Source organism: Vibrio sp. V10_P2A27P122, from assembly GCF_963874335.1.
GTDB lineage: Bacteria > Pseudomonadota > Gammaproteobacteria > Enterobacterales > Vibrionaceae > Vibrio > Vibrio anguillarum.
This window is the reverse complement of sequence record NZ_CAWNHY010000266.1, coordinates 1-22,087: the sequence shown is the minus strand read 5'-3', so window position 1 is coordinate 22,087 and position 22,087 is coordinate 1. Positions and strand designations below refer to the sequence as shown.

Genomic DNA, 22,087 nt, shown 5'->3' with positions numbered 1-22,087 from the left:
CCTGAAGATGGGCTGGCATAAATACAAGAATTGCTTCTTGTCGACGTGCAGAAGAGGTTCTATGAATGCTGCGAGGGTGTTGCAAATTCATAGGGATACCACATGGATATCAAATATCAAACGTGTTTGATATTCAACACCACTTTAGACGACGAGAGTGCAATAACAAAGGGGGGAATTCCCCCCTTTGTTATATAAATGGTTGGGCTAGTTCAGCTTACCTAAAGTTCCCTAATGACCCTGAAGCCAACATAATTTGCCGAAGTAGCAGGAGCAATAAACAAATTACCATAAGCCGCCGCCGTTGCAGGGGAGAAGCTCCATGCTCCACCTTTTGCTTGACCTCTTGAGTCATTTGTCCATTCCCACACGTTACCGACAACATCATAAAGGCCTAGGCCATTGGGAGCGAAAGACTTCACAGGAGAGGTGCTTTTATTTGACCAAGGTGTACCACTCCAGCCAGTATTCGCTTTCCCAGTTCCGAAATCATCTCCCCACCAATAGTCTGTTTGTGTACCAGCGCGAGCGGCAATTTCCCACTCTTCTTCAGTCGGCAAACGGTATTTATAGCCAGTTTCCTTACTTAGCCAGCGAGTATAGGCCTTCGCATCATTTTGGCTAATACACACCACTGGCGAGTTGCTCAACTGCTTAAAACCAGGGTCGCGCCAATAGCTACCTGCAATCGGGGTAATTTCAGATTCGGCGACTGCTGTGCACAGTTTTTGTAGCTCAGCATCAGTTTGGTAGGTGGTTTGATTCACAAAGGTTTCAAATTGACCCACAGTTACGGGGGTTGAACCAATTGCGAAAGCATGATCAAGGAAAACTTGTTTCGATGCGTGCTCGCCAATCAAATATTCGCCTGAGATCAAAGTGACTAACTCAGGAGCTTTAATATCCCCTTTGAGGGAATCAGCAAATTTATGTCCAGGTTTTAGTAGGTTGTCTTTTTCTCGTAGGTTCGCTCTTAATGTATGATCTGAGGTGATTTTCAGCTCTTGATTAAATGAGTAATACCCTTCTTTCTCAATCGTAATCATGTGCGGTCCCACTGGAAGCATCACTTCGACGGGAGTACTGCCATAGTTTACATTATCGATAGAGACTTTATCACTGTATTGGTTCGAGCGAATCGATAGGGTAACCCAAGCAATTTCTTTCTGTTTTTCTGTATTGGCTGAGTATTCGCCTGGAGCGAAACAGTATTGTGATTCGACATTCAGCAACCGACATGGTGTGTTTTCATCCGGTCTTGCATCAAGCTGAACATCTAGTACGGCTTTGTACTTATTGCCATTGTAGAAACCTGAATCTACGGTTTTATGGCGCAGTACATGAATATTAAAAGAGACATTGGCCAGATGTTGTTGGACGAGTTTGGCCTCACTTGTGGCCTCTATTAACTTGGTTTGATACTGGTTTACCGCTTTCTGGAGCGCTAAGTCAGTGGTCTGTTTCGAGCATTGAGCCAATGTCATATCGGCACTACAAGCGTTAGTAAAGCTAACTTTCTCGGTGCTACTCTGTTTGAGTTCATCTCTTAAGCGCTCAACTCGCGCGCGTAATTTATGCTGTTCTAGCTCATTGATATTTTTGCTGACCGTGTTCTGCTCGGCCCTTTTTTGTGCCAGCAGTGCTTCTGACTCTTGGCGTTTTTGCTCAGCTTCTAAACGGTTTTTTTGATTCTGCTTTACATTAGCCCAAGCCGCTTGGTAGGCATTTTGTGAAGGCATGATGTCCAGTTCAGGATCATCAATCATTTTCATGTAATCGCGTTCTAAGTCAGTTTTTGCTTTTGCAAGTGCCTTATCAAATAATTGGGCTTGCTTTGTTAGCCTGTCTAACTCACTGTTGTGGTTGTTCACAACCACTTGTTGTTCATGGGTGGCCTTCTGGGCTGCCTGTAATTCGGACTGTTTAGTAAACAACGCATCATCAATGGCAATTACTGAGGAAGGCGTTCCTTCTGCCATCGTCGATGTTGCCACTAAGCAAGGCGAAAGTGCTAATAAGAGAGCGGGTAAACCTTGTCGCATTATTATCTACTTCAGTTAAGTTATTAGTTCATTGTGTCTATTCTAAACGAAAACACCATTTTGTCTGAAGTCATCTTTCAATAACTTAATGACAAAATGGCGTTTTAACCGCATCTTTGTGAATTACGACAGAAAAACAGAGTTTTTTTGAGGTAATTAACCCTCTTTATTCGGTCTTAGCTTTATCCAAACCGTATCATTGCCGTTAATTGTTAATACCCGGTTGTAGGTTTCGTAGCCATCTTTAGAGACGGTAACTTGGTGGCGGCCATTGGGCAAAACAATCTCAACAGGTGTACTGCCGTAGTTAATACCGTTGATGGTTACGGCATCGTTGTATTGATCCGACCTTACGGTCACATTTGCCCACTGTTTGTCATTTTTTTGCGTACCTTCAGACACGCCGCCTTTCAAACAGTATCGAGTTGACACGTTAAGCAGTTTACACGCAGCCACCGCTTCTGGTTTCGCTTGAAGCTGAGCTTGCATTTGGGTGAAGTATTCGTTGTTGCCTTCAAAACCACTGCGAATAATTTGGCTATCTTGTACATGGATATTAAGTTCCACGCCTTTCAGGTTTTGCTTGGCAATGACCGATTCGGTTAGGTCATCAAGCAACTTGGCCCGAAACGTTTTTACCGCTTTTTGTTTGGTAAGGTGCTGTCCCTGATTTGAACACTCACCTAGTGTCATTGTCGTTGAACAGGTGGTTTTATAGCCAGTTTCAAGAACACTACTTTCACGCAGTTCGGCTTCGAGACGTTTGACCCTAGCCTCAATGCGCGACTCTTCGAGGTTCGCATACTCATTACTGAGACGAGCTTGCTTCTGTTTGATTTGAGACAAGCGCATTTCAACTTCGGTCATCGCTTGATTATTCTCAAGGCCTTCAGCTTGGTTCTGCTTCACTGATGCCCATGTTTCTTGGTACTTCTTTTGAAACGAGGCTAAATCTGTGTCTGGATCATCTAAAAGACGGCTATATTGTTTGTCCAAAGCAGACTTGGCTCGATTGCGTTTAGCATCAAGTTCTTCACTTTCTCGTTTAATACGAACATGTTCATTTTTAAGTTGTTGAAGCTTGGCTCCCTCTGCTTCGTATTCTGCAGAAATCGCGTCGATTTCCGTCTGTTTAGTAGTCATTTTTTCATCGATAGCGGTGACAGGATCTACCTGAATAACTTCTTCCGCGTACACCGATGCAGATACCCAAAAAGGGCTTAGCGCAAGCAATAGCGCTGGGATGCGACGTGTGATCATAGGTCCCTGCAACAAATTAACGTTTAACCACAAAAGTGGGAAAGACAAACTTTTGACAGCTTTAATGGATAAGCTGTATTCATAATGCAAAATTTATTCCGAACAATAGCAAAATTCACTTAAATCTATTACTAGGTGACTGATTTTGTAAATTTTATAATTGTGCATCTTCATTTTGAGCCTAATAGCGAAATATGCAAGTCTCTATTTTCGATCTATTTAGGGGTTTTGGGATTGAACACACATTGACCGTAATTTATGTGCACTTGATCATTGTTCCGTTTTGAAAAATCGATCTCATTTCACCCCTAAACTTAAGCTTCATATGCACTTTGATGTTTAATTTTTAAAAAAATACAGCTTTGTTTTCGCTCCTGATAGTTTTGTTATAACATCAGCTTCTAACCTCAACCATGATGCAGCAATATGAGTGACTTTTCTTTGGCTAAGCTATCTAACTATCAACAAAATGACAAAGTTTTGTCGCCTAGGCCAGCAGAGTTAGTGACATTACCCTCGTACATGGAGTGTCATGATCATAGTTATACCCAAGTCGTTATCGGATTAAAAGGCCAAGCTGAGTTTGAAGTACAAGGTGTAGGCAATTTGGTGGGGCCGGGGCAAGGTTGTGTCGTTACCTCTGGAACTGGCCATGCGTTTGGTGGTGTCGTTGGGCAGTCGGATATCTTAGTGCTTAACCTTCCAATCTCCTGCGGAGATGACCCTTTGCTTTTACAAAAAATGAATGAGTTGTCGAATGCGGATATTTACTTTCAGTTGGATGGGCAAATCCAAAAGCTGATCCAATTGCTAGTTAAAGAGATGCAATCGAGCCCTGATGATTTACTGTTGAGCCGTGCCTGCAATGACACCGTTATGGCATTACTGCAACGCCATATTTCTGTATTTGAAACGCATCGCAAAGAGTCTCGTTTTGATCTTGAAGCGATTGATCGTTATATCGATCTGCACCTTGGTCGTAAAATTTCAGTCGCTCAATTAGCGGGCCGCGTTTATTTAGGTGAAAGCCAATTTCATATGTTGTTCAAAGAGCAAATGGGGATCACGCCTCATCAATATTTGTTAGGTAAACGAATTGATATGGCAAAAGATTTGATTGAGCAAGGTTGTTTGAGTTTTGGTCAAATTGCGGAATTAACGGGCTTTTCTGGACAAAGTACCTTCACTCATTCATTTACTCGCTTGCAAGGTATTTCTCCATCGCAATACCGAAAATTGTGTCGTCGCTAATTCTTTATATCCCTGCCTCTTTTTTGTTTGTAATTCCCACATCATTTTTATATTGCTTGCCTTGAACTATCGGCAACACGTGCACCTTTGGTTAAATTTTGGAAACAATGTTGCTATTTTCTGCTTTGTACATGATGTCAATTGATGTGATTGTGTTTTTATTTTGTTAATAGCCAGAGTTTTTAGCAAAAAACTCGGAGTTTTTGACAAGTATTCTTCTCGCGCTCAAAATACACTGCCAGCCATTGCAGGAAACCCGACCTTTTTCGGGAGTGAGATTGAGGAAAACGCATGTTTACAGCAACAGATGTGTTGAATGCAGAGTTTATCGAGCAACCGCTTGATAAGCTGTGGTCGCTGATCTCTCCACTTTATATGGTGGACGAATCTCAATGGCTGAAGCAGTTATTACCGCTGGCAACAGCTACAGAATCAGAAAAATCGGCGATATTAAATAAAACAACCCAGTTAATCGAAGCGATCCGAGCCGACAAAAAAGCGGTGCAAATGATCGATGCCTTATTACTTGAGTACAGTTTAGATACGCAAGAAGGTATTTTGTTGATGTGTTTGGCTGAAGCTCTGATGCGTATTCCCGATGCGGAAACCGCGGATGCTTTTATTAAAGATCGCCTCAGCGTTGCGGATTGGAAATCTCATCTGAAAAATTCTGACTCTGTCTTTGTCAATGCGTCCACGTGGGGGTTGATGCTGACTGGTAAAGTGATTGGCCTTGCTGATGTGGATACGACTAGTCCAACGCAGGCGGTTAATCGTCTAGTGAATAAGCTTTCTGAGCCAGTGATTCGTAAGGCGATGCACCAAGCGATGAAGGTGATGGGCCACCAATTTGTGCTAGGCCGAACCATTGAAGAAGCACAAAAAAATGGCCGTCCTATGCGTGATAAAGGCTATACCTATTCATTTGATATGCTCGGTGAAGCGGCGTTAACCACGGCCGATGCCAATAAATATTTCAAAGATTATTTGATGGCGATTGAGGCGGTTGGCCGCGAGAAATATGGCTTATCAACCAGCCCGGCACCGTCCGTATCAATCAAGCTTTCTGCATTGCATCCGCGTTATGAGGTGGCTAATCAAGAGCGCGTGCTGAGCGAGCTTTATAGCACACTGCTACAGCTTTTAGCCCGTGCTATCGAGCTGGATGTGGCGATCACTATTGATGCAGAAGAAGCAGACCGTTTAGAGCTGTCATTAAAGCTATTTGAAAAGATATATCGCAGTGAGCCCGTGAAAGGGTGGGGGAAATTTGGTTTAGTTGTACAAGCTTACTCTAAGCGCGCTTTACCCGTTTTAGTTTGGCTTAATGGGTTGGCGAAACAGCAAGGTGATGTGATCCCACTGCGTTTAGTCAAAGGGGCGTATTGGGATAGCGAAGTGAAGTGGTCTCAGCAAAGTGGCTACAGCAACTATCCGGTATACACACGTAAAGAAGCTACTGATGTAGCCTATTTGGCTTGCGCTCGTTTTCTTTTAAGCGAGGGTGTTCGTGGTCATATTTTCCCTCAATTTGCCAGTCATAATGCACAAACCGTGACCGCGATTGCGGTGATGTCACAACACAAAGATTTTGAGTTCCAGCGTCTGCATGGCATGGGTGATGCTCTTTATCATCATGCAATGAAAGCCTATCAACAATCGGTGCGAATTTATGCTCCAGTAGGTAGTCATAAAGACTTACTGCCTTATTTAGTTCGTAGATTGCTTGAAAATGGTGCGAACAGTTCGTTTGTGCATCGTTTAGTCGATGCTCGTTGTCCTATTGATACGTTAACGCAACATCCTGTCGATATGTTGCTCTCGTTTGATTCTTTACCAAATACCAAAATCCCTTTGCCACCGCATATTTTTGCCGAGCGCGTTAATTCCTATGGCGTCAATATTGATATTGAAAGTGAGGCAACGCCTTTTGAAGCGAAAGTAGAATGTTGGCTCAGTAAACAGTGGCATGCTTCTCCTATCATCAATGGTGTTGCTCAGTTCGAAAGCATGATCAAGGCAGGGGCATCGCCGGAAGTTGTGACTGCGCCGTATGACCGTAGGAAGCATGTTGGACAAGTGGTATTTGCCAACCTTGATCATGTTTCCGAAGCTATCTCAATAGCGGAGCAATCCTTTGCTGCTTGGAAGCAAGAAGAGCACAGTGTTCGCGCGGGCAAACTTGATAAACTTGCTGATTTACTCGAAGAGAACTTGGCTGAACTGGTCGCCATTTGTCATCACGAAGCAGGGAAAACCATTCACGATAGCATTGATGAAGTCCGCGAAGCGGTAGATTTTTGTCGCTATTACGCCAAACAAGTTTCCGCGTTAACACCCTTTGAAGTGACGAGTTTTGATAATGAAAAGCGTAAAGTGAGCCGTGAAGGTCGCGGTGTTTTCGTGTGCATTAGCCCATGGAACTTCCCTCTTGCGATTTTTCTTGGGCAAATCACGGCAGCGTTAGTGGCGGGTAATACGGTCGTTGCCAAACCCGCAGAACAAACCAGTTTGATTGCTTCGCGTGCCGTGGAACTGATGTTGGAAGCTGGCTTTCCTGCTGGCGTTATCCAATTGTTACCCGGACGTGGTGCAGAAATTGGCAGTGCGCTGACTTCTCACCCTGCCATTGCAGGTGTCGCGTTCACTGGATCAACGGCGACCGCGCAACGTATCAATCAAGCTCTTGCTCAACGTGACGCCGCGCCAGTGCCGTTGATTGCAGAGACGGGTGGGCAAAACGCGATGATCGTTGATAGTACGGCTTTACCCGAGCAAGTGGTGAGAGATGTGATTCGTTCTGCCTTTGCTTCGGCTGGGCAGCGCTGCTCTGCATTACGAGTGCTATTTGTTCAACAGGATATTGCCGATCGCATCATCAGCTTGATTCATGGTGCGATGAATGAGCTCAAGATTGGTCTTCCTTACCTCCACAGTACAGATGTCGGCCCTGTTATTGATGAAAAAGCCAAACAAAAGTTGTTCTCTCACATTGAACAGATGACCAAGACACAGACCAAAGTTGCGCAATTAGAACTCAGTTCGGAGTGCCAACACGGCGATTTTGTACCGCCAGCGGCTTTTGAAATTTCAGATATTCACTGCTTAACCGAAGAACAATTTGGGCCGATCTTACATATCGTGCGTTTTAAAGCGCGTGAGCTGGCCGATGTCGTGCAGCAAATTAATCAAACTGGTTTTGGTTTAACCATGGGGATCCATAGCCGCAATGAAACGACATATCGTTGGATAGAAAAACACGCCCGAGTAGGTAACTGTTACATCAACCGTGATCAAGTGGGTGCGGTGGTGGGCGTGCAACCATTTGGTGGGCAGGGGCTTTCTGGTACCGGACCAAAGGCAGGTGGCCCACATTACTTATACCGTTTTACTCAAACTGAATTTTCTCAGTAATAAAGGCTCAGGAGAATTAGCATGGTTCATCAAGTAACACGTTTTTCTGACGCTTTTTCAGCATGGGAAAATTGGAATATCACCGATTTTGATTCTAAATGTGAGTGCTTACTTTCATTTAAAAATCTACTAGAAAGCGCTATGCCACAACTGGCAACAGTGATTTCTTACCATCTTCATCAGGCATCGGCGCTGTTGGCGCATTCGCATCAATTGATCGGTCCTACTGGAGAAACCAATGAGCTATACACCGCAGGTCGGGGCGTGGCTGTGATCATCCAAGGTGAACACAGTGATAAAGCGCAACAGGCGGTGGCAGCTCAGCTTTGTGCCGCTCTTGTGGCAGGCAATAGTGTCGTCTTATGTAGTGACGATGCGATGTTGATTCGAACACTGCAAGCGGCATTTGAGCAGTCAACACTCCCTACTAATCTCATTCAGTTTACGTCTTTTGATGCTTATCATCCGTTGATGGCGTCGGACGTTCGAAGTGTAGGTTACGTTGGGAACACTTCGGTTGAGCGTAGCCTCAACCGTCAGCTAGCTGATCGTAATGGTGCGATTGTCAGCCTAGTTTCTGAAACGGACTTGAGCGCGATCCCCGTGGCTCATGATCCTCACTTATCGTTGCGCTTTATTACCGAGCGTACTCGCACAATAAATATAACAGCAGTGGGTGGTAATGCGACCTTGCTTGAGCTTGGTAGCGAAACCCATTAATCCTTTCTGTTTTATCCTCTTCTTCGGAAGAGGACATGGAAGGCGATCTTTTAAAGAGGACAAACACAATGGAAAATAGCTTTGCTATTACAACCACCTTTATCCTGTATCTTATTTTGATGCTGGCTATTGGTGTGGTTGCATACCTTCGAACGAAAAACTCCGCAGATTATTTCTTAGGAGGGCGATCACTGGGCCCTTGGCCTGCGGCTTTATCGGCGGGTGCATCTGATATGAGCGGTTGGTTATTGCTCGGTTTACCTGGTTACGCGTACGCCGCTGGTATTGAGGCTTTCTGGCTAGCGGGTGGCTTATTATTGGGCACATGGGCTAACTGGTTAGTGAATGCTAAGCGCTTGCGCACTTATAGCATCACGACAGATTCATTAACATTACCTGAATTTTTATCACGCCGTTTTAATGATAAATCTAAACTGATTCAAACCATTTCAGCCTTCTTTATTTTGCTGTTCTTCCTCTTTTATACCAGTTCTGGCCTTGTGGCTGGCGGTAAATTATTTGAAACGGTATTTGGTTTAGATTATTCAACCGCAGTTATTATTGGCACCATTTGTGTGGTGTCTTATACACTGTTTGGTGGATTTTTAGCCGTTTCTTGGACTGACTTAGTGCAAGGCCTATTGATGGCCGCGGCATTAATGATTGTGCCCATCGCGGCAATCAACGGTGGTTTGGGTCAACTGAGTCAAGATCTATCCGCAATAAACCCAGAGCTATTGACGCTGTGGCATGATGTGAAAGGTGAGCCGTTAACGGGTGTTGCCATTATCTCATTAATGGCATGGGGGCTTGGTTATTTTGGTCAACCTCATATTTTGGCGCGCTTTAAAGCGTCTCGCTCAAATAAAGATCTCACCACAGCACGTCGTATTGCGGTCATTTGGACCGGTTTATCCATGGCGGGAGCCTTGTTGGTTGGCTTAGTTGGGCTTGTTTATGTGACGAACACAGGTTCGCTGGAGCTGGCAGATGGTGAAAAAATCTTCATGCTGCTAGTGAATGCGATTTTCCATCCAGTTATTGCAGGTATTTTGCTTGCAGCTATTCTTGCGGCAATTATGAGTACCGCTGACTCGCAATTATTAGTTTCTTCCTCGGCGCTAGCGGAAGATTTTTACAAGCAAGTCATCAAGCAAGATGCAACGTCGGAGGAGATAGTTCGTGTTGGCCGCTTTGCTGTGATTCTAATTTCTATCGTTGCGTTAGTGCTGGCCATGACACCAGATAGTTCCGTGCTCGGCTTAGTCTCGTATGCATGGGCGGGCTTTGGCGCCGCATTTGGCCCAGCAGTGGTATTGAGCCTTTATTGGTCTCGAATGAACCGCAATGGTGCACTAGCCGGCATTATTGTTGGTGGCGTGACCATTGTGGTTTGGAAACAACTGTCTGGCGGTTGGTTTGATGTGTATGAAATTGTTCCTGGGATCATTTTCTCTGTACTTGCGATCGTTGTGGTGAGCTTAGCGACAGCTGAACCCGAAGAGAGCGTGAGAGCACAGCACGTGACCTTTAAAAAGCAGCTGGTTGAACTAGATTGACATTCATACCGTTGTTCAATAACTAGCCCCTTTCTGAGGGGCTTTTTTGTACAGGTTAGATTGTGTAGTGTGCTTAGCAGAAAATAAGGAGATTGGGATGGACGTTTTTTGAAGATAGCTCACGAAACACACACTAAAGTTTGAGAAAAATGAACCTGTAGGCGCAAAATGTGTCAATTATCAATAATGATGCAAATTGTAGGGATTATTGGACCATGTCAAAAGCTTATTGCACCTGTTGTCGTAAAGAGACACCACATAAAGTCGTGATGAAGCGCTGTCAGTCAGAACCTTGTTCAACGTGGCAAGGTGTTCAAAAGTTTTTTGCGCTCATTATACAAGGTGAACCTCATTACAAAATGGAAAAGCAAGGTTTTTGCCGAGTATGTAATCACCCATCAACATTAAGCCACACCGACTTCTCACGCGTCCGCGTTCTCTAAATACTTCCAGCACTGCGCTAAGTTTTTTGGCGTAGTGCGCCTCTCGCTCAAAAGATAATTTTGCTTTTATTCGGCTGACTAAGTTTGATTTAGTGCACATTCACGTGCCGTTCTATTGCACGAGTGTCAAGTATTGGGAACTTAGGCAAAGTAATAATCCATAGTTGTAATACTCTCAAGCCCATTACTTTGGTGAACAAGCTTCAAGGAGCATTGCAATGCAATTGAGTTTAAAGAGAAAAATGGTGTTCTCTGTGGTTGCTGCTATTACATTGACAGCCGCTGCATTGGTTATGGTTGGCTATCAAACCTTTAAAACCGACAGCTGGAGAGCGATTGAGAGTGAAGCGCGTAATACATTACAGGCTCATGCAAAAGGGATTGGTGACTGGTTTAATGGCAAACAAAAAACGCTGCTAGGATTAAAAAACGAAATTGAGCGTAATCCGCAATTAGACATTGTTCCTCACCTACGCCAAACCTTGGAGTCTGGTGAGTTTGGGCTGAGTTATTACGGTAATGAACAGGGCGATATGATCCGCAATGACGGATCGCGTAACCAAAATGGTTATGATCCTCGTGAGCGTGGTTGGTATAAAGAAGCCAAAGTCGCGGGTAAACCGATCACAACCGCCCCCTACGTCAGCGTTACCATGCAAACCTTAGTGGTGACATTGGCAGAACCTGTCCGTCAAAATGGCCAACTGATTGGCGTCGCCGCTTCCAATTTAGCTTTGGGTAAATTGATCAAGGACGTCTTAGCTATTGAGGTTCCCGGGAAGGGCAATGCTATTTTGGTGAATACCAAGGGGCTAATTGTTGCCCATCCCAATCAAGAGCTTATTTTAAAACCTACCCAAGAAATGGCCTCACAACTGACCATTCAAAGCATATCAGAGGCGGCAAATTCTCAATTACCACTCTTTGTTGATATTGATGGTCAGGCCAAAGTATTGATGGCGCAAAGTATTGAACATACTGACTGGCTGTTGGTTATGGTGATGGACAAAACGGTTCTTGAACAGCCACTCAATGACATGCTATTGAAACAGAGCTTGATTGGCTTGATGATTTTAGTGATCTTGGCATTAGCGACCTCATGGTTCGTCGCTCGTCAGTTGAATGAGTTGAGTAATATTGCTCAAGCTTTGTCAGATATCGCCGAAGGTGATGGCGATTTAACCCGTCGTTTAGCCGTTCACAGCGATGATGAAGTCGGTATCTTAGCGGATAAGTTCAATAAATTTGTCGATCGCATCCATGTCATGGTGCAAAGCGTGCGTGATGTTTCCGTCTCCCTTAACCAAGGAGCGACACAGGCCGCGAGCTCAGCCAGTCAACGTAGTGAACGGATTCGTACTCAACAAGATGAAATTACTATGGTTGCAACTGCGGTAACTGAAATGGCGTCTGCGACCGCTGAAATCGCGGGCAATGCTGATAATACCGCTAAAAATGCCAATGAATCGGTTGAGCTTGGTGCACAAGGCTATCGCCAGATGCAGCAAAGCAAACAGTCAATCAATCAGTTAGCACAAGAGCTTAGCAGTGCTGTGGGCATCATTGGTGAATTAGAAGTGCACGCTAATGAGATTTCAACCATTCTGTCGACCATTCGCTCGATTGCAGAGCAGACAAATTTGTTGGCCTTGAATGCGGCGATTGAAGCGGCGCGCGCCGGAGAGCAAGGTCGTGGCTTTGCCGTTGTAGCTGATGAAGTCCGAGTGCTTTCTCAGCGCACTCATGCCTCTACCGAGGAGATCCAGTCTAAAATTTCCGGTTTGCAAAAGGTAACGACCAATGCTGTTTCTGTCATGACGGAAAGCCATAAACTGGTCGAAACAAGTGTGCAAGATGTGAACCATACAGGAGAAAGCTTACACGCAATCAGCGAAGCCATTCAGATGATCAGTGATATGGCAACACAAATTGCATCAGCAGCAGAAGAGCAATCTTTGGTGACAGCGGATATTAATGGCAACACCGAATCGGTACGTGAAGTCAGCGACCAACTAGCCAGTGATGCGCAAAATGCAGTGCAACAAGCTCATGAAATGCACCGTTTAGCGAATGAGTTAGATAAAGAAATTTCTCGTTTCAAACTGTAATCATCTCAACGTACTCAAAGTAAAGAGGCGATAAATAGATTACAAACAAGAAAGTGGGTGCTTGCTCACTTTCTTTTCCTTTTTTCTCCTCAGTCTTTTTATTATAACGTTCCTCTATTCTATGTGATTTATATCACAATGCCTTGTGATGATAGGTTGGTTTAACGCTGTAAGCCATTATTGTATGCCATATCACTTCTTTTGAGAGCGCCGTGCAAAACCATGAGCCTAGACCGCATCGACCAACAGATCTTACGTATTTTGCACAGTAAAGGACGGCTTCCCGTTGTTGAGCTGGCAAAGTTGGTGAATTTAACCACATCTCCTTGTTCTGATCGTGTCAAACGCTTAGAAAAGGAAGGGTATATCAAAGGCTACCATGCAGAACTGTGCCCAGAAAAGTTAGGTCTGGATGTACAAGTGTTCATTCATATTCGATTGGATCAAACCAGTTTCTCTATTTTTGAGCGCTTTTCACAAGCAGTGGCGGACATCCCAGAAATTGAAGCATGTTATTCATTGTCCGGTGATTTTGACACCATGATCAAAGTGAGAGTGAAAGATATGAAAGCCTACCAAAGTTTTATGTCTGGCAAGTTGGGTACATTGCCGGGAGTGATTCAAACGCGCAGTGAATTTGTGATTGAAGAACATAAAGCCAGCTTTGGCATTAATCCTGAGCTCATTTCCAAGACGCTGCCTTAGCTGCGAATGAGGTGAAATACGGTGCAAGAAACAGAACAGCAACAGCCCTTAACTAAAGACGTTACGACACTTTTTACTAGGCTAAAACAGCAGACAATAGCAGAGCCGTATCCTAGCCTTGAGCAAAGACGTATTTGGTTGCAGTGCTTAAAAACCGCGTTACTCAGTGAACAGGCAGCGCTCGTTGAGGCCTTAAATCAGGATTATGGTTATCGGAGTCGCTTTGATAGTACGGTTTGCGATCTGCTACCGGCCGTTTCACACATTAATTACACGCTAAAACACCTCAAATCGTGGACAAAATCGCAATCGCGTCATGCAGGTTGGCTATTACTGCCGTCGACAGTGAGCGTTCACTATCAACCCTTGGGCCTTGTGGGGGTGATTGTACCTTGGAATTTTCCTATCGTGCTCAGTATGGCTCCATTAGTCACAGCATTGGCGGCAGGTAATCGCGCTATGGTCAAATTGAGCGAACATACGCCCTGCACCAACCGAGTGTTGATGCGTATTTTTGCGACGGTCGATGAAGCGGTTGATACTGTAGAAGGTGGGGCTGACGTTGCCGCACAGTTCAGTGCGTTACCCTTTGATCATCTGTTATTTACGGGGTCAACACCGGTAGGTAAATTGGTTGCCCAAGCGGCTGCGAAAAACCTAACACCAGTAACGTTAGAGCTTGGCGGGAAATCCCCCGTGATCATTGCACCTGATGCTGACCTTGCGCGTAGCGTTGATAACATCATGCTTGGCAAAGCCATCAATGCAGGGCAGATCTGTGTTGCTCCTGATTATGTTTTACTGCCGGAAGGCAAACAACAAGCCTTTGTGGAGCTCTATCTGCAACGCTTTAAGCGCTATTTTTCCACTAAAGATGGCTATGATACGTCACATATTATTAATCAAACCCAGTTTGATAGGCTGCAGCAATACTTAGAAGATGCTAAACAAAAAGGGGCTACATTGCATCCCGTAGAAGGCGATGCAAAAGCGGGCACGTATCAACTTTTGCCTTGCTTAGTGACGAATGTGAAGGTTGATATGTTGTTATCCCAACATGAGATATTTGGCCCCATATTGCCGATATTGAGCTATCACAGTTTGGATGAAGCGATAGCTTATATCAACGCTCGCTCACGTCCGTTAGCTTTATATTTAATGAGTGATGATCACGAGGTGATCAAACAGGTTAGTACACAAACGCATAGTGGTGGCCTAGCGGTGAACGATACTCTGTTACATGTGGCCGCCGATGATGCCCCCTTTGGCGGTATTGGCGATTCTGGGGTTGGGCACTATCACGGGATTGAAGGTTTTAAGACCTTTTCACACGCCAAAACCGTATTGTTTTCTAAGCGTTGGTTGCCACGTAGCCAGTGGATGCTGCGTTATCGTTTAGTGATGCTGGCAATATTACGCAGGCTATTTATTCGCTAATCAATGGACCACACATTTTTAATATCAGGCCATCCCCAGTTGGTCAGTGCAACGTCTTTGAGCACACCCTGAAAACGTAATGTTTGCTTATGGTGGAACAAAGGGACGAGGCAGTATTCGTTGATCAAACTCGATGCTAGCGGTTCCAACGCGATAAGGTAGTGTGTCAATGGTGTCGTTGATCGAATGTCGATTAACGCTTTGAGCAGCCATTGGCTCTCTGCGGGGCCAATGCAATGGTGCAACATTGGGTTGCCAAATAAGTGGCTAAATGCACTGAAATGCCGATTGTCATCTAAATTAATATTGGTGATAACTATGGTTTCGTACAATTTGCCTTGCTGGGCCAGAAAATTCAATTCTCGGTAGGAGTAAATGTTGACGGCAGCAGTCAGCCCCATCTCCTCTAAAATATGTTTCACACCGAAGGCGCAATGAATCAGTACCGTGTAGTCATAGACGGCAATCGAGATTTGATTTGGCAGGCTTGCTTTAGGCGCTGGTGGTCGCACCACAGGTTGCCATACTGGCAGTAGGTTACTGGCAACGACGGCGTCAAACTTAGTTGGTTGTTGTGCTAAATAGTGCTCTAGTTTTTCTCCAGATATCTCGGTAGCTAGGTAGCGTTTCTGATTTTCATTAAGAGGTGAATGAGCACCTTGATTGAACAAAATAAACATGCAGCCATCTTCCACTCTTGATGACTGATTAGAGGTGATGATCGCCAGTTCTTCAACGTTACTCAGCTCTACATCGTGGTGGCAAGAGATGTTTTGTTGCTGATTTTTTTGTTTGATATGCATGCCTTGAGGGTACAACTCGTCTTCATTTAAAATCCAAATTGTGACGTGATCCGTTAAAGCTCGGCAGCCATAGAATTGGTCAAATGCGCTTAAAATGAGTTTGTGAGGTGAGTGATCTTGAACTTGAAATGGGCCACAACCTGTCACCATTGGGGAGTATGCATTGTTCACTTGGCTGGCTGGTTGAATTGAATATTTGACGCCAGAGAGCAACCCTGCAAATCCTAAATCAGATTGATTAAGAGAAAATACTACTTTTTGTGGTTGTGGTGCGCTTACATCAACCAAATGCGCGAGCTCTTTTTTGTACTCTTCCAAACTAGAGAGTTTGGCAAATAAACTCACGATCGTATTAGCATCAATCGGTGAGCCATCGTGAAACGCTAATCCGGGGCGAAGATAAAATACCCACTGAAAATGTTGTGCATCATACTCCCAGTGATGGGCTAATTCTGGATGAAAGCGTCCTTGTTCATCACACTGGATGAGGCAGCAATAGATTTGCCTGAGCAGAAATCGCTCACTACTACGCTGTATTTGATGGGGCACTAGCCGTTCAAATGGTCGTTTATACGTCAGTTGAATGTGTAAGCGACCTTCGCGAATAGATGCGCCGGAAGTACTTTGCAACAAACGCCCAAACACTACCTCATCATTATCCAGTATGGTTAAGGCTTTTTCATATTTCCCAGCCAAAATTTGCTCTTTCGCGAGCATTTGTTTGATTGTGTCTAAATCGAGGTTCAGGCGCAGTATCGAGCGTTGGTTACGTCCGACTTTGGGTTGCCACTTGAGCCAACCTTGTTGCTGCATTTTAGCCACCAGATTTCGTGCATGACGCGGTGAGGTGAATAAACATTCTGCAACCTGTGTTAACGACACTTTAATCTCTTGACCCACACCAAGTACGGTCAGGCGTGTGTAATAACGTAATAAAGTAAGATCAGACACTCGCAAATCCTCTGGATGAAAGGGAAGAGATAGGCAGTTCAGTTCTTCGCACGGCCTTGCGCTTTGCCCTCCTTGATGGTCAAGTTGTTTGGGTATAGTAGCGAATTTATGAAGAACTAAATAAGAAATATTAATGATTATTTGTTCCTCATTTATTGATTTTTAGTTTTTAAATATCGTTTTAAGGTTAATTTCGATGATATGAGGAATTAAAAAATAAAAAATTCTCAGTTTTTGTATTCCTTGTTTTGATTCACAATCAACGCATCGATAGCTGAGGAGGTGAATGATGAACGACCCCATAACGACTGACACCAAACAGCCAACACCGCTGGCGATCTATTACCGCCAGCGTTTAGAAAAATCACGTAACCCTATAGAGGTAATGGCGATTTTAGCTCTGATTCATTTATGTCACTGGTGACCATGAATAAAGGCATCTTGCATACCCTAAACTCTTGAGTTAGCTATGCTCCTGTTACCCCCAATTGCATAATTGCAGGATGCCTTTCCTTTTCGATACACATCACTTTTTCTTCGTCCTACTTTTCATCTTTATCGTAAACGACTACCATGACATCGCTTTTTTAAAGCCAATTTATATTTTAAATTCTCAGGGCGGGGTGAAATTCCCCACCGGCGGTATGTTTGTTTTTTCAGTTGAGAAGGCAGATGAGCCCGCGAGCGCTCGATGTATCGAGGTCAGCAGATCTGGTGAAAAACCAGAGCCGACGGTTATAGTCCGGATGAGAGAGAATGAAGAGACGCCAGTTAGTTCGCTAGCTGGTGCAATTTGTTTTGGATTTGATCCCTCATAGCAGCCCTGATTCTGGTGATTTTTTAGGAGTACAACCATGAATCAGCTATCTCTACTTGCCAAATTTGGCGACCCTATTACTCGTGTTGAAAACGCACTGTCTGCGCTTAAAGAAGGGCGAGGCGTGTTGTTGCTTGATGATGAAGATCGTGAAAATGAAGGCGATATCATTTATGCGGTTGAGTCACTGACCACACAACAAATGGCACTGATGATCCGTGAATGCAGTGGCATCGTCTGCCTATGTTTGACCGATGAACAGGCTAATCAACTACAACTGCCCCCGATGGTAATGCATAACAATAGCGCAAACCAAACCGCTTTTACTGTCTCGATTGAAGCAAAAACAGGTGTAACTACGGGCGTTTCAGCGCAAGACCGAGTGACCACAATAAAAACCGCGGCCCGCTTTGATGCTAAAGCCGATGATCTTGCACGCCCCGGCCATGTTTTTCCACTTCGCGCTCGGGCGGGGGGCGTTTTGGCTCGTCGTGGGCATACAGAAGGGACGGTTGATCTTATGCAAATGGCGGGTTTAATGCCTGCGGGCGTATTGTGTGAACTCACCAATCCTGACGGTTCCATGGCCAAAACACCCGAGATCGTTGCGTTCGGGCAAAAGCACAATATGCCTGTATTGACGATTGAAGATATGGTGCTGTATCGAACAAGACTTGAACTCAAACAGGCTTAATGAATGTCGAAGGGAGGCTAGGTGCGTCCCTTCACATTACTCCGATTTAATCTGCTCATTTTGAAATGAGAAGTGCATAAAATTATTAACGTTCGATTAAACTTATGTAGATTGACGATGTTATTTTTGCCGAGGTTGAGCATGCTATTTAATAAGAAAATGCAAAAAGAAAATGATGATTTGAAGGCTCAGATAGCTGCATTACAAGCACAGCAAAGACTTGAGCAACAAAAGTGGCAAGATGAAATTCAGCAGCTAAAAGAGCAGCTGGCCTTATTGCGTACATCAACTCAATTAGAGTCTGATTTGATGGCCAGCCATTTGAGTGGTAGCCACATGCTAGAAGCCATCCGTTCTGGTCTGGCTCACAATGCTGAGAATTTATTGCGTGAGAACGAATCACTGAAGCAACTGAATAGTATTTTTGGTCAGACAAGCACAGCAATTAATCACTTATCTTCTCGAGCAGAAAAAATTGCAGAATACGCTCACGCCAGTATGGAGTCGGTGACTGTTCTAGATAAAACAACCATTTCGATTGGCCAGTTAGTCGGCACGATCCAAGAGATTTCGCAACAGACCAATTTATTGGCACTGAATGCAGCTATTGAAGCGGCACGCGCAGGTGAAGCGGGTCGAGGTTTCGCGGTCGTGGCCGATGAAGTACGGGCATTAGCTTCCAAAGCCAATGATGCCAGCACTAAGATTGAATCTTTAGTTGGACAAGTTCAGAACCAAACGGAAAGTATTAAAGGTTCAGTGAATCAGAGTCAAGAATGTGCAATCGAAGTAGAAAATGCTTCAAATGAATTAAAACAGACGGTAACAATCGTTTTAGACAAATCAAAACAAATGCAAGAAGTTATTCGTATTGCGACGGCGTGTTCTTTCCTTGATACGGTGAAATTGGATCACGCAGTTTGGAAAAATGAAGTGTACGATCACATCCTCAATCGTCGGTTTGAACATGGGATGAATACTCATCAAGAGTGCCGTCTAGGTAAATGGTATTTTGAGGGTGATGGTGCGCGTGAATACAGCCAGCTTCCCAGCTTTGCTGGTTTGAATGCTCCTCATAAATTGGTGCATGATTCAGGAAAGAGTGCACTGAAGTCTGGTCAGAATGGTGATTGGACACAACTGATTAAGCAAGTTGATACTATGGAATTGGCCAGTAAATCGGTGGTTGATTCGATAGACCGATTACTAAAAGAGGTAGTAAACACACATTAAACTCAGATGGTATTACGTAAAATAGATAGGTGTCCGATCGCTCTTCTGCTACAGTGGCGCGCTATTTCTTCACAGTCTGTCATCTTGATGGCACTGGAAATCTAACCCTAGGATCTATTTTGACCAATAACGATATTTTACGCCGTATTCGCTACACTTTTGACTTTAAAGACTCAGCTATGGTTGAGATTTTTGCTGCGGCGGACGGCTGCGTTACTCAAGAGCAAGTGACTACTTGGCTAAACAAAGAGACGGAATCTGTGTTGAGTGATGTGGATCTAGCGATATTTCTCAATGGCTTAATCAATACAAAGCGTGGTAAACGCGATGGTGAACAACCTCAGCCTGAAACACGCTTAACCAATAATATGATTTTCATGAAATTGCGTATTGCGCTGGATATGAAAGCAGAAGATATTTTAGACACATTAGCTTTCATCGATTTTCGTTTAAGTAAGCACGAGCTCAATGCATTTTTCCGCAAGCCTGACAATAAACACTACCGTGAATGTAAAGATCAGATCCTGCGTAACTTTTTAATGGGTGTTCAGCGTCAACTGCGCCCAGAAGATAAACGCGAATATCAAGAAAAAATCGATTAAACCAAAGAAATCTCCTGTAAGTCATTAGGGATCTCTTCATTGAAAAAAGCCATGTCGACATGGCTTTTTTACTTTAATGATCAACGATTTTCATTCTGACGCTTACGAATATCAGTTTTACCTCTTCTTGCTAAACTTTAAAGCGGTCCACCAACTCATAGAGTTCGTTGGCTCGGCTATTCAACTGCTGGCTACCCGCTTGGTTCTGATTAGCCAGTTCAGCCGATTGACTACTTTGATCAGATATCACCACAATGCGCTCTGATATCTCTTGCCCAACAATGCTTTGCTCTTCTGTTGCCGTTGCGATCAGTGCGTTCATATCCATAATCGTGGCAATAGAGTCTTGAATTTTTTGTAATGCTGTCGATGCGGCATTGGCTTTTTCTACGGTGCTTAAGCTACGGCTTTGGCTTGAATCCATTGCTTTAACTGCGGCATCAGAGGCATTTTTCAGTTGCCCGATCATGGCATGAATTTGCCCTGTACTGTCTTGGGTACGGCTGGCTAATTTTCGGACTTCATCCGCTACTACGGCAAATCCTCGTCCTTGCTCGCCCGCGCGAGCCGCTTCAATCGCTGCGTTTAACGCCAGTAGATTGGTTTGTTCCGCAATATCTTGGATAACCGCAAGTAGAGACGAAATGTTTTTCACATCGCCTTCCAGTTTTGAAATCACAAGGCTCGCTTCAGCGACTTCTTTGGCGAGATCCTGTACCGATTGTGCGGCCGAATCAACAATCTCATGGGCATCTTTGGCGTTGTCGTCAGCATCTTTTGCCGATTGAGCGGCATGATGGGCGTTGTTCGAGATCTCTGTTGCAGTCGTGGTCATTTCTGTCATCGCTGTCGCTACTTGATCGGTCTCTTCACGTTGCCCTGATGCAATGGCGTCAACTTGTTGTGCTCGTTGTGTCATGTCATTGGTTTCATCCACAACCTGTTGCCCAACTTGGTGTACGCGCGCAATGATACTTTGCAAGCTGGAGACAAAGGCATTGAAGTTATCACTTAGTCTTGCAAATTCAGGGGCGTTGAATTTTTCCATTCTTGCAGTTAAATCAGCGTCACCGCTTGCAAATGAACGAATCGATAAATCAAATAGCTCGAGAGGACGCATGATACTGCGATTTAAAATGATGGCGAAAAAACCGACGATGAGGATAATGATCAAGCTCATCAAACCGATATTGACTAAACTGCTTTGCATATTTTCCGCAGCGAGTGTTTCCATGTTGGCGATTACGGCATCAATGTCATCGGTGTAAAAGCCAGTGCCTATTATTAGATCCCATTGTGGCAAATAGGTAGAATAGGCCAATTTAGGTAGTGGTGTCGTCTCTCCCGGCTTGGGGAAATAGTAGGTAGTGAACTTATCTACTTTGGCATTTTTGATTAAATCTTGGATTAAATAGTTGCCATGCGTATCTTGCATGTTCCAAAAGTTATCGCCTAAACCAGCATTACTTTGGCCCAGTAGTAGTCGATCCCCTTTGCTATTGTAGCCAAAGATATAGCCACTATTTTCAAACGCGATGTCACGCAGTATGGTGATGGCTTCGCTGAGGGGAGCGTTCTTTTGTTTGAGTGATTTGAGCGCTGTATCGGCAATTTGCAGATATGAACGCAGCTCATTTTGTTTCATCTCCATCATGCTAGCGCGGGTAGCAGTCATTTGTTCGTGATTCAGTTTTTGTGTTTCTGAAAAACTGAGATACATCATACTTAACGAAATAATCAGTAGCGGAACAATGGATAGCACGTAGAGTCTTTGGCGAATAGTCAGGCTCATGGTTATTTCCTGTTGTTATGTTATTGGCCTTGGTACTTTAACTGACGGTTGACATGCTCGTTGTTGTTATAAATATAGCTTAGCTAAGTTTGCGGCACCGCGTCTTACAAAGAGCATATTTTCATATGAAAAATGGGTGTTATGTCAAATTGGAATGCTAAGTAGAGTTGTTATGCCCTCTATGACTTGCCAGTGGCTTTCATTTCACCGGTTTAAGCTTAATTTCTATATAGAGTATAGATAGGCTGTGATATAC

General features: G+C 44.3%; 16 protein-coding genes, 1 pseudogene and 1 riboswitch. Of the genes and pseudogenes, 13 read left to right on the top strand and 4 right to left on the bottom strand.

Annotated features, from left to right (window positions below; genetic code table 11):
• Window positions 1–221: 221 nt before the first annotated feature.
• Window positions 222–2,042 carry an SUMF1/EgtB/PvdO family nonheme iron enzyme gene (locus tag AACQ17_RS13595; protein WP_013868201.1) on the bottom strand — a complete coding sequence of 607 codons (1,821 nt, stop codon included), beginning with the start codon at window positions 2,040–2,042 and terminating at the stop codon, window positions 222–224.
• A 156-nt stretch (window positions 2,043–2,198) separates the two neighbouring features.
• Window positions 2,199–3,302: a PEGA domain-containing protein gene (locus tag AACQ17_RS13590; RefSeq protein ID WP_026028446.1), complete on the bottom strand. Its 1,104-nt coding sequence runs from the start codon at window positions 3,300–3,302 to the stop codon at window positions 2,199–2,201.
• Between the two features lie 426 nt (window positions 3,303–3,728).
• Between AACQ17_RS13590 and AACQ17_RS13585 the strand changes: the two genes are divergently transcribed.
• From AACQ17_RS13585 to AACQ17_RS13550, 8 genes are all read left to right on the top strand, one after another.
• Entirely contained in the window at window positions 3,729–4,553 is an 825-nt protein-coding gene (locus AACQ17_RS13585; RefSeq protein ID WP_013868199.1) for an AraC family transcriptional regulator, read from the top strand.
• A 291-nt stretch (window positions 4,554–4,844) separates the two neighbouring features.
• Window positions 4,845–7,967 (top strand): bifunctional proline dehydrogenase/L-glutamate gamma-semialdehyde dehydrogenase PutA, encoded by a 3,123-nt coding sequence (gene putA / locus AACQ17_RS13580; protein ID WP_094146819.1) that lies wholly within the window; start codon window positions 4,845–4,847, stop codon window positions 7,965–7,967.
• Window positions 7,968–7,988: 21 nt separating this feature from the next.
• On the top strand, window positions 7,989–8,687 hold the full coding sequence (locus tag AACQ17_RS13575; protein WP_017042347.1) for a 1-pyrroline-5-carboxylate dehydrogenase: 699 nt from the start codon (window positions 7,989–7,991) through the stop codon (window positions 8,685–8,687).
• 68 nt (window positions 8,688–8,755) lie between these two features.
• Window positions 8,756–10,246, top strand: a complete 1,491-nt coding sequence (putP, locus tag AACQ17_RS13570; RefSeq protein WP_017044927.1) for a sodium/proline symporter PutP — start codon at window positions 8,756–8,758, stop codon at window positions 10,244–10,246.
• Window positions 10,247–10,461: 215 nt separating this feature from the next.
• Window positions 10,462–10,689, top strand: a complete 228-nt coding sequence (locus AACQ17_RS13565) for a hypothetical protein (protein ID WP_013868195.1) — start codon at window positions 10,462–10,464, stop codon at window positions 10,687–10,689.
• A gap of 218 nt (window positions 10,690–10,907) precedes the next feature.
• Window positions 10,908–12,797, top strand: a complete 1,890-nt coding sequence (locus AACQ17_RS13560) for a methyl-accepting chemotaxis protein (RefSeq protein WP_094146820.1) — start codon at window positions 10,908–10,910, stop codon at window positions 12,795–12,797.
• 222 nt (window positions 12,798–13,019) lie between these two features.
• Complete coding sequence (locus tag AACQ17_RS13555; RefSeq protein WP_010317305.1) at window positions 13,020–13,502, top strand: Lrp/AsnC family transcriptional regulator; 483 nt, start codon at window positions 13,020–13,022, stop codon at window positions 13,500–13,502.
• A gap of 21 nt (window positions 13,503–13,523) precedes the next feature.
• Window positions 13,524–14,939, top strand: a complete 1,416-nt coding sequence (locus AACQ17_RS13550) for a coniferyl aldehyde dehydrogenase (RefSeq protein WP_094146821.1) — start codon at window positions 13,524–13,526, stop codon at window positions 14,937–14,939.
• On the opposite strand, the gene AACQ17_RS13545 is transcribed toward AACQ17_RS13550, so the two are convergent.
• Window positions 14,936–16,834 carry an SgrR family transcriptional regulator gene (locus tag AACQ17_RS13545; RefSeq protein ID WP_094146822.1) on the bottom strand — a complete coding sequence of 633 codons (1,899 nt, stop codon included), beginning with the start codon at window positions 16,832–16,834 and terminating at the stop codon, window positions 14,936–14,938. The two genes, AACQ17_RS13550 and AACQ17_RS13545, sit on opposite strands and share 4 nt — an antisense overlap.
• 145 nt (window positions 16,835–16,979) lie before the next feature.
• Between AACQ17_RS13545 and AACQ17_RS13540 the strand changes: the two genes are divergently transcribed.
• The 5 genes and pseudogenes from AACQ17_RS13540 (at window position 16,980) to AACQ17_RS13525 (ending at window position 20,039) form a co-directional block, all read left to right on the top strand.
• Window positions 16,980–17,117 carry a hypothetical protein gene (locus AACQ17_RS13540; RefSeq protein WP_013868191.1) on the top strand — a complete coding sequence of 46 codons (138 nt, stop codon included), beginning with the start codon at window positions 16,980–16,982 and terminating at the stop codon, window positions 17,115–17,117.
• Window positions 17,118–17,298: 181 nt separating this feature from the next.
• Window positions 17,299–17,455, top strand: a riboswitch (FMN riboswitch).
• A 92-nt stretch (window positions 17,456–17,547) separates the two neighbouring features.
• Entirely contained in the window at window positions 17,548–18,204 is a 657-nt protein-coding gene (gene ribB, locus AACQ17_RS13535) for a 3,4-dihydroxy-2-butanone-4-phosphate synthase (RefSeq protein ID WP_013868190.1), read from the top strand.
• 117 nt (window positions 18,205–18,321) lie between these two features.
• Window positions 18,322–19,014: pseudogene (locus AACQ17_RS17425) on the top strand (methyl-accepting chemotaxis protein); the annotation flags it as partial.
• 42 nt (window positions 19,015–19,056) lie between these two features.
• Entirely contained in the window at window positions 19,057–19,437 is a 381-nt protein-coding gene (locus AACQ17_RS17420) for a CZB domain-containing protein (protein ID WP_405054803.1), read from the top strand.
• A gap of 119 nt (window positions 19,438–19,556) precedes the next feature.
• Window positions 19,557–20,039 carry a YehS family protein gene (locus AACQ17_RS13525; RefSeq protein ID WP_038148283.1) on the top strand — a complete coding sequence of 161 codons (483 nt, stop codon included), beginning with the start codon at window positions 19,557–19,559 and terminating at the stop codon, window positions 20,037–20,039.
• Window positions 20,040–20,169: 130 nt separating this feature from the next.
• On the opposite strand, the gene AACQ17_RS13520 is transcribed toward AACQ17_RS13525, so the two are convergent.
• Complete coding sequence (locus AACQ17_RS13520) at window positions 20,170–21,831, bottom strand: methyl-accepting chemotaxis protein (RefSeq protein ID WP_094146823.1); 1,662 nt, start codon at window positions 21,829–21,831, stop codon at window positions 20,170–20,172.
• Between the last annotated feature and the right edge of the window lie 256 nt (window positions 21,832–22,087).

Coding starts and splice junctions, on each gene's coding strand:
- AACQ17_RS13595 (WP_013868201.1), bottom strand. CDS start 2,042: ATGCGACAAGGTTTACCCGCTCTCTTATTAGCACTTTCGCCTTGCTTA.
- AACQ17_RS13590 (WP_026028446.1), bottom strand. CDS start 3,302: ATGATCACACGTCGCATCCCAGCGCTATTGCTTGCGCTAAGCCCTTTT.
- AACQ17_RS13585 (WP_013868199.1), top strand. CDS start 3,729: ATGAGTGACTTTTCTTTGGCTAAGCTATCTAACTATCAACAAAATGAC.
- putA (WP_094146819.1), top strand. CDS start 4,845: ATGTTTACAGCAACAGATGTGTTGAATGCAGAGTTTATCGAGCAACCG.
- AACQ17_RS13575 (WP_017042347.1), top strand. CDS start 7,989: ATGGTTCATCAAGTAACACGTTTTTCTGACGCTTTTTCAGCATGGGAA.
- putP (WP_017044927.1), top strand. CDS start 8,756: ATGGAAAATAGCTTTGCTATTACAACCACCTTTATCCTGTATCTTATT.
- AACQ17_RS13565 (WP_013868195.1), top strand. CDS start 10,462: ATGTCAAAAGCTTATTGCACCTGTTGTCGTAAAGAGACACCACATAAA.
- AACQ17_RS13560 (WP_094146820.1), top strand. CDS start 10,908: ATGCAATTGAGTTTAAAGAGAAAAATGGTGTTCTCTGTGGTTGCTGCT.
- AACQ17_RS13555 (WP_010317305.1), top strand. CDS start 13,020: ATGAGCCTAGACCGCATCGACCAACAGATCTTACGTATTTTGCACAGT.
- AACQ17_RS13540 (WP_013868191.1), top strand. CDS start 16,980: ATGATGAACGACCCCATAACGACTGACACCAAACAGCCAACACCGCTG.
- ribB (WP_013868190.1), top strand. CDS start 17,548: ATGAATCAGCTATCTCTACTTGCCAAATTTGGCGACCCTATTACTCGT.
- AACQ17_RS17420 (WP_405054803.1), top strand. CDS start 19,057: ATGCAAGAAGTTATTCGTATTGCGACGGCGTGTTCTTTCCTTGATACG.
- AACQ17_RS13520 (WP_094146823.1), bottom strand. CDS start 21,831: ATGAGCCTGACTATTCGCCAAAGACTCTACGTGCTATCCATTGTTCCG.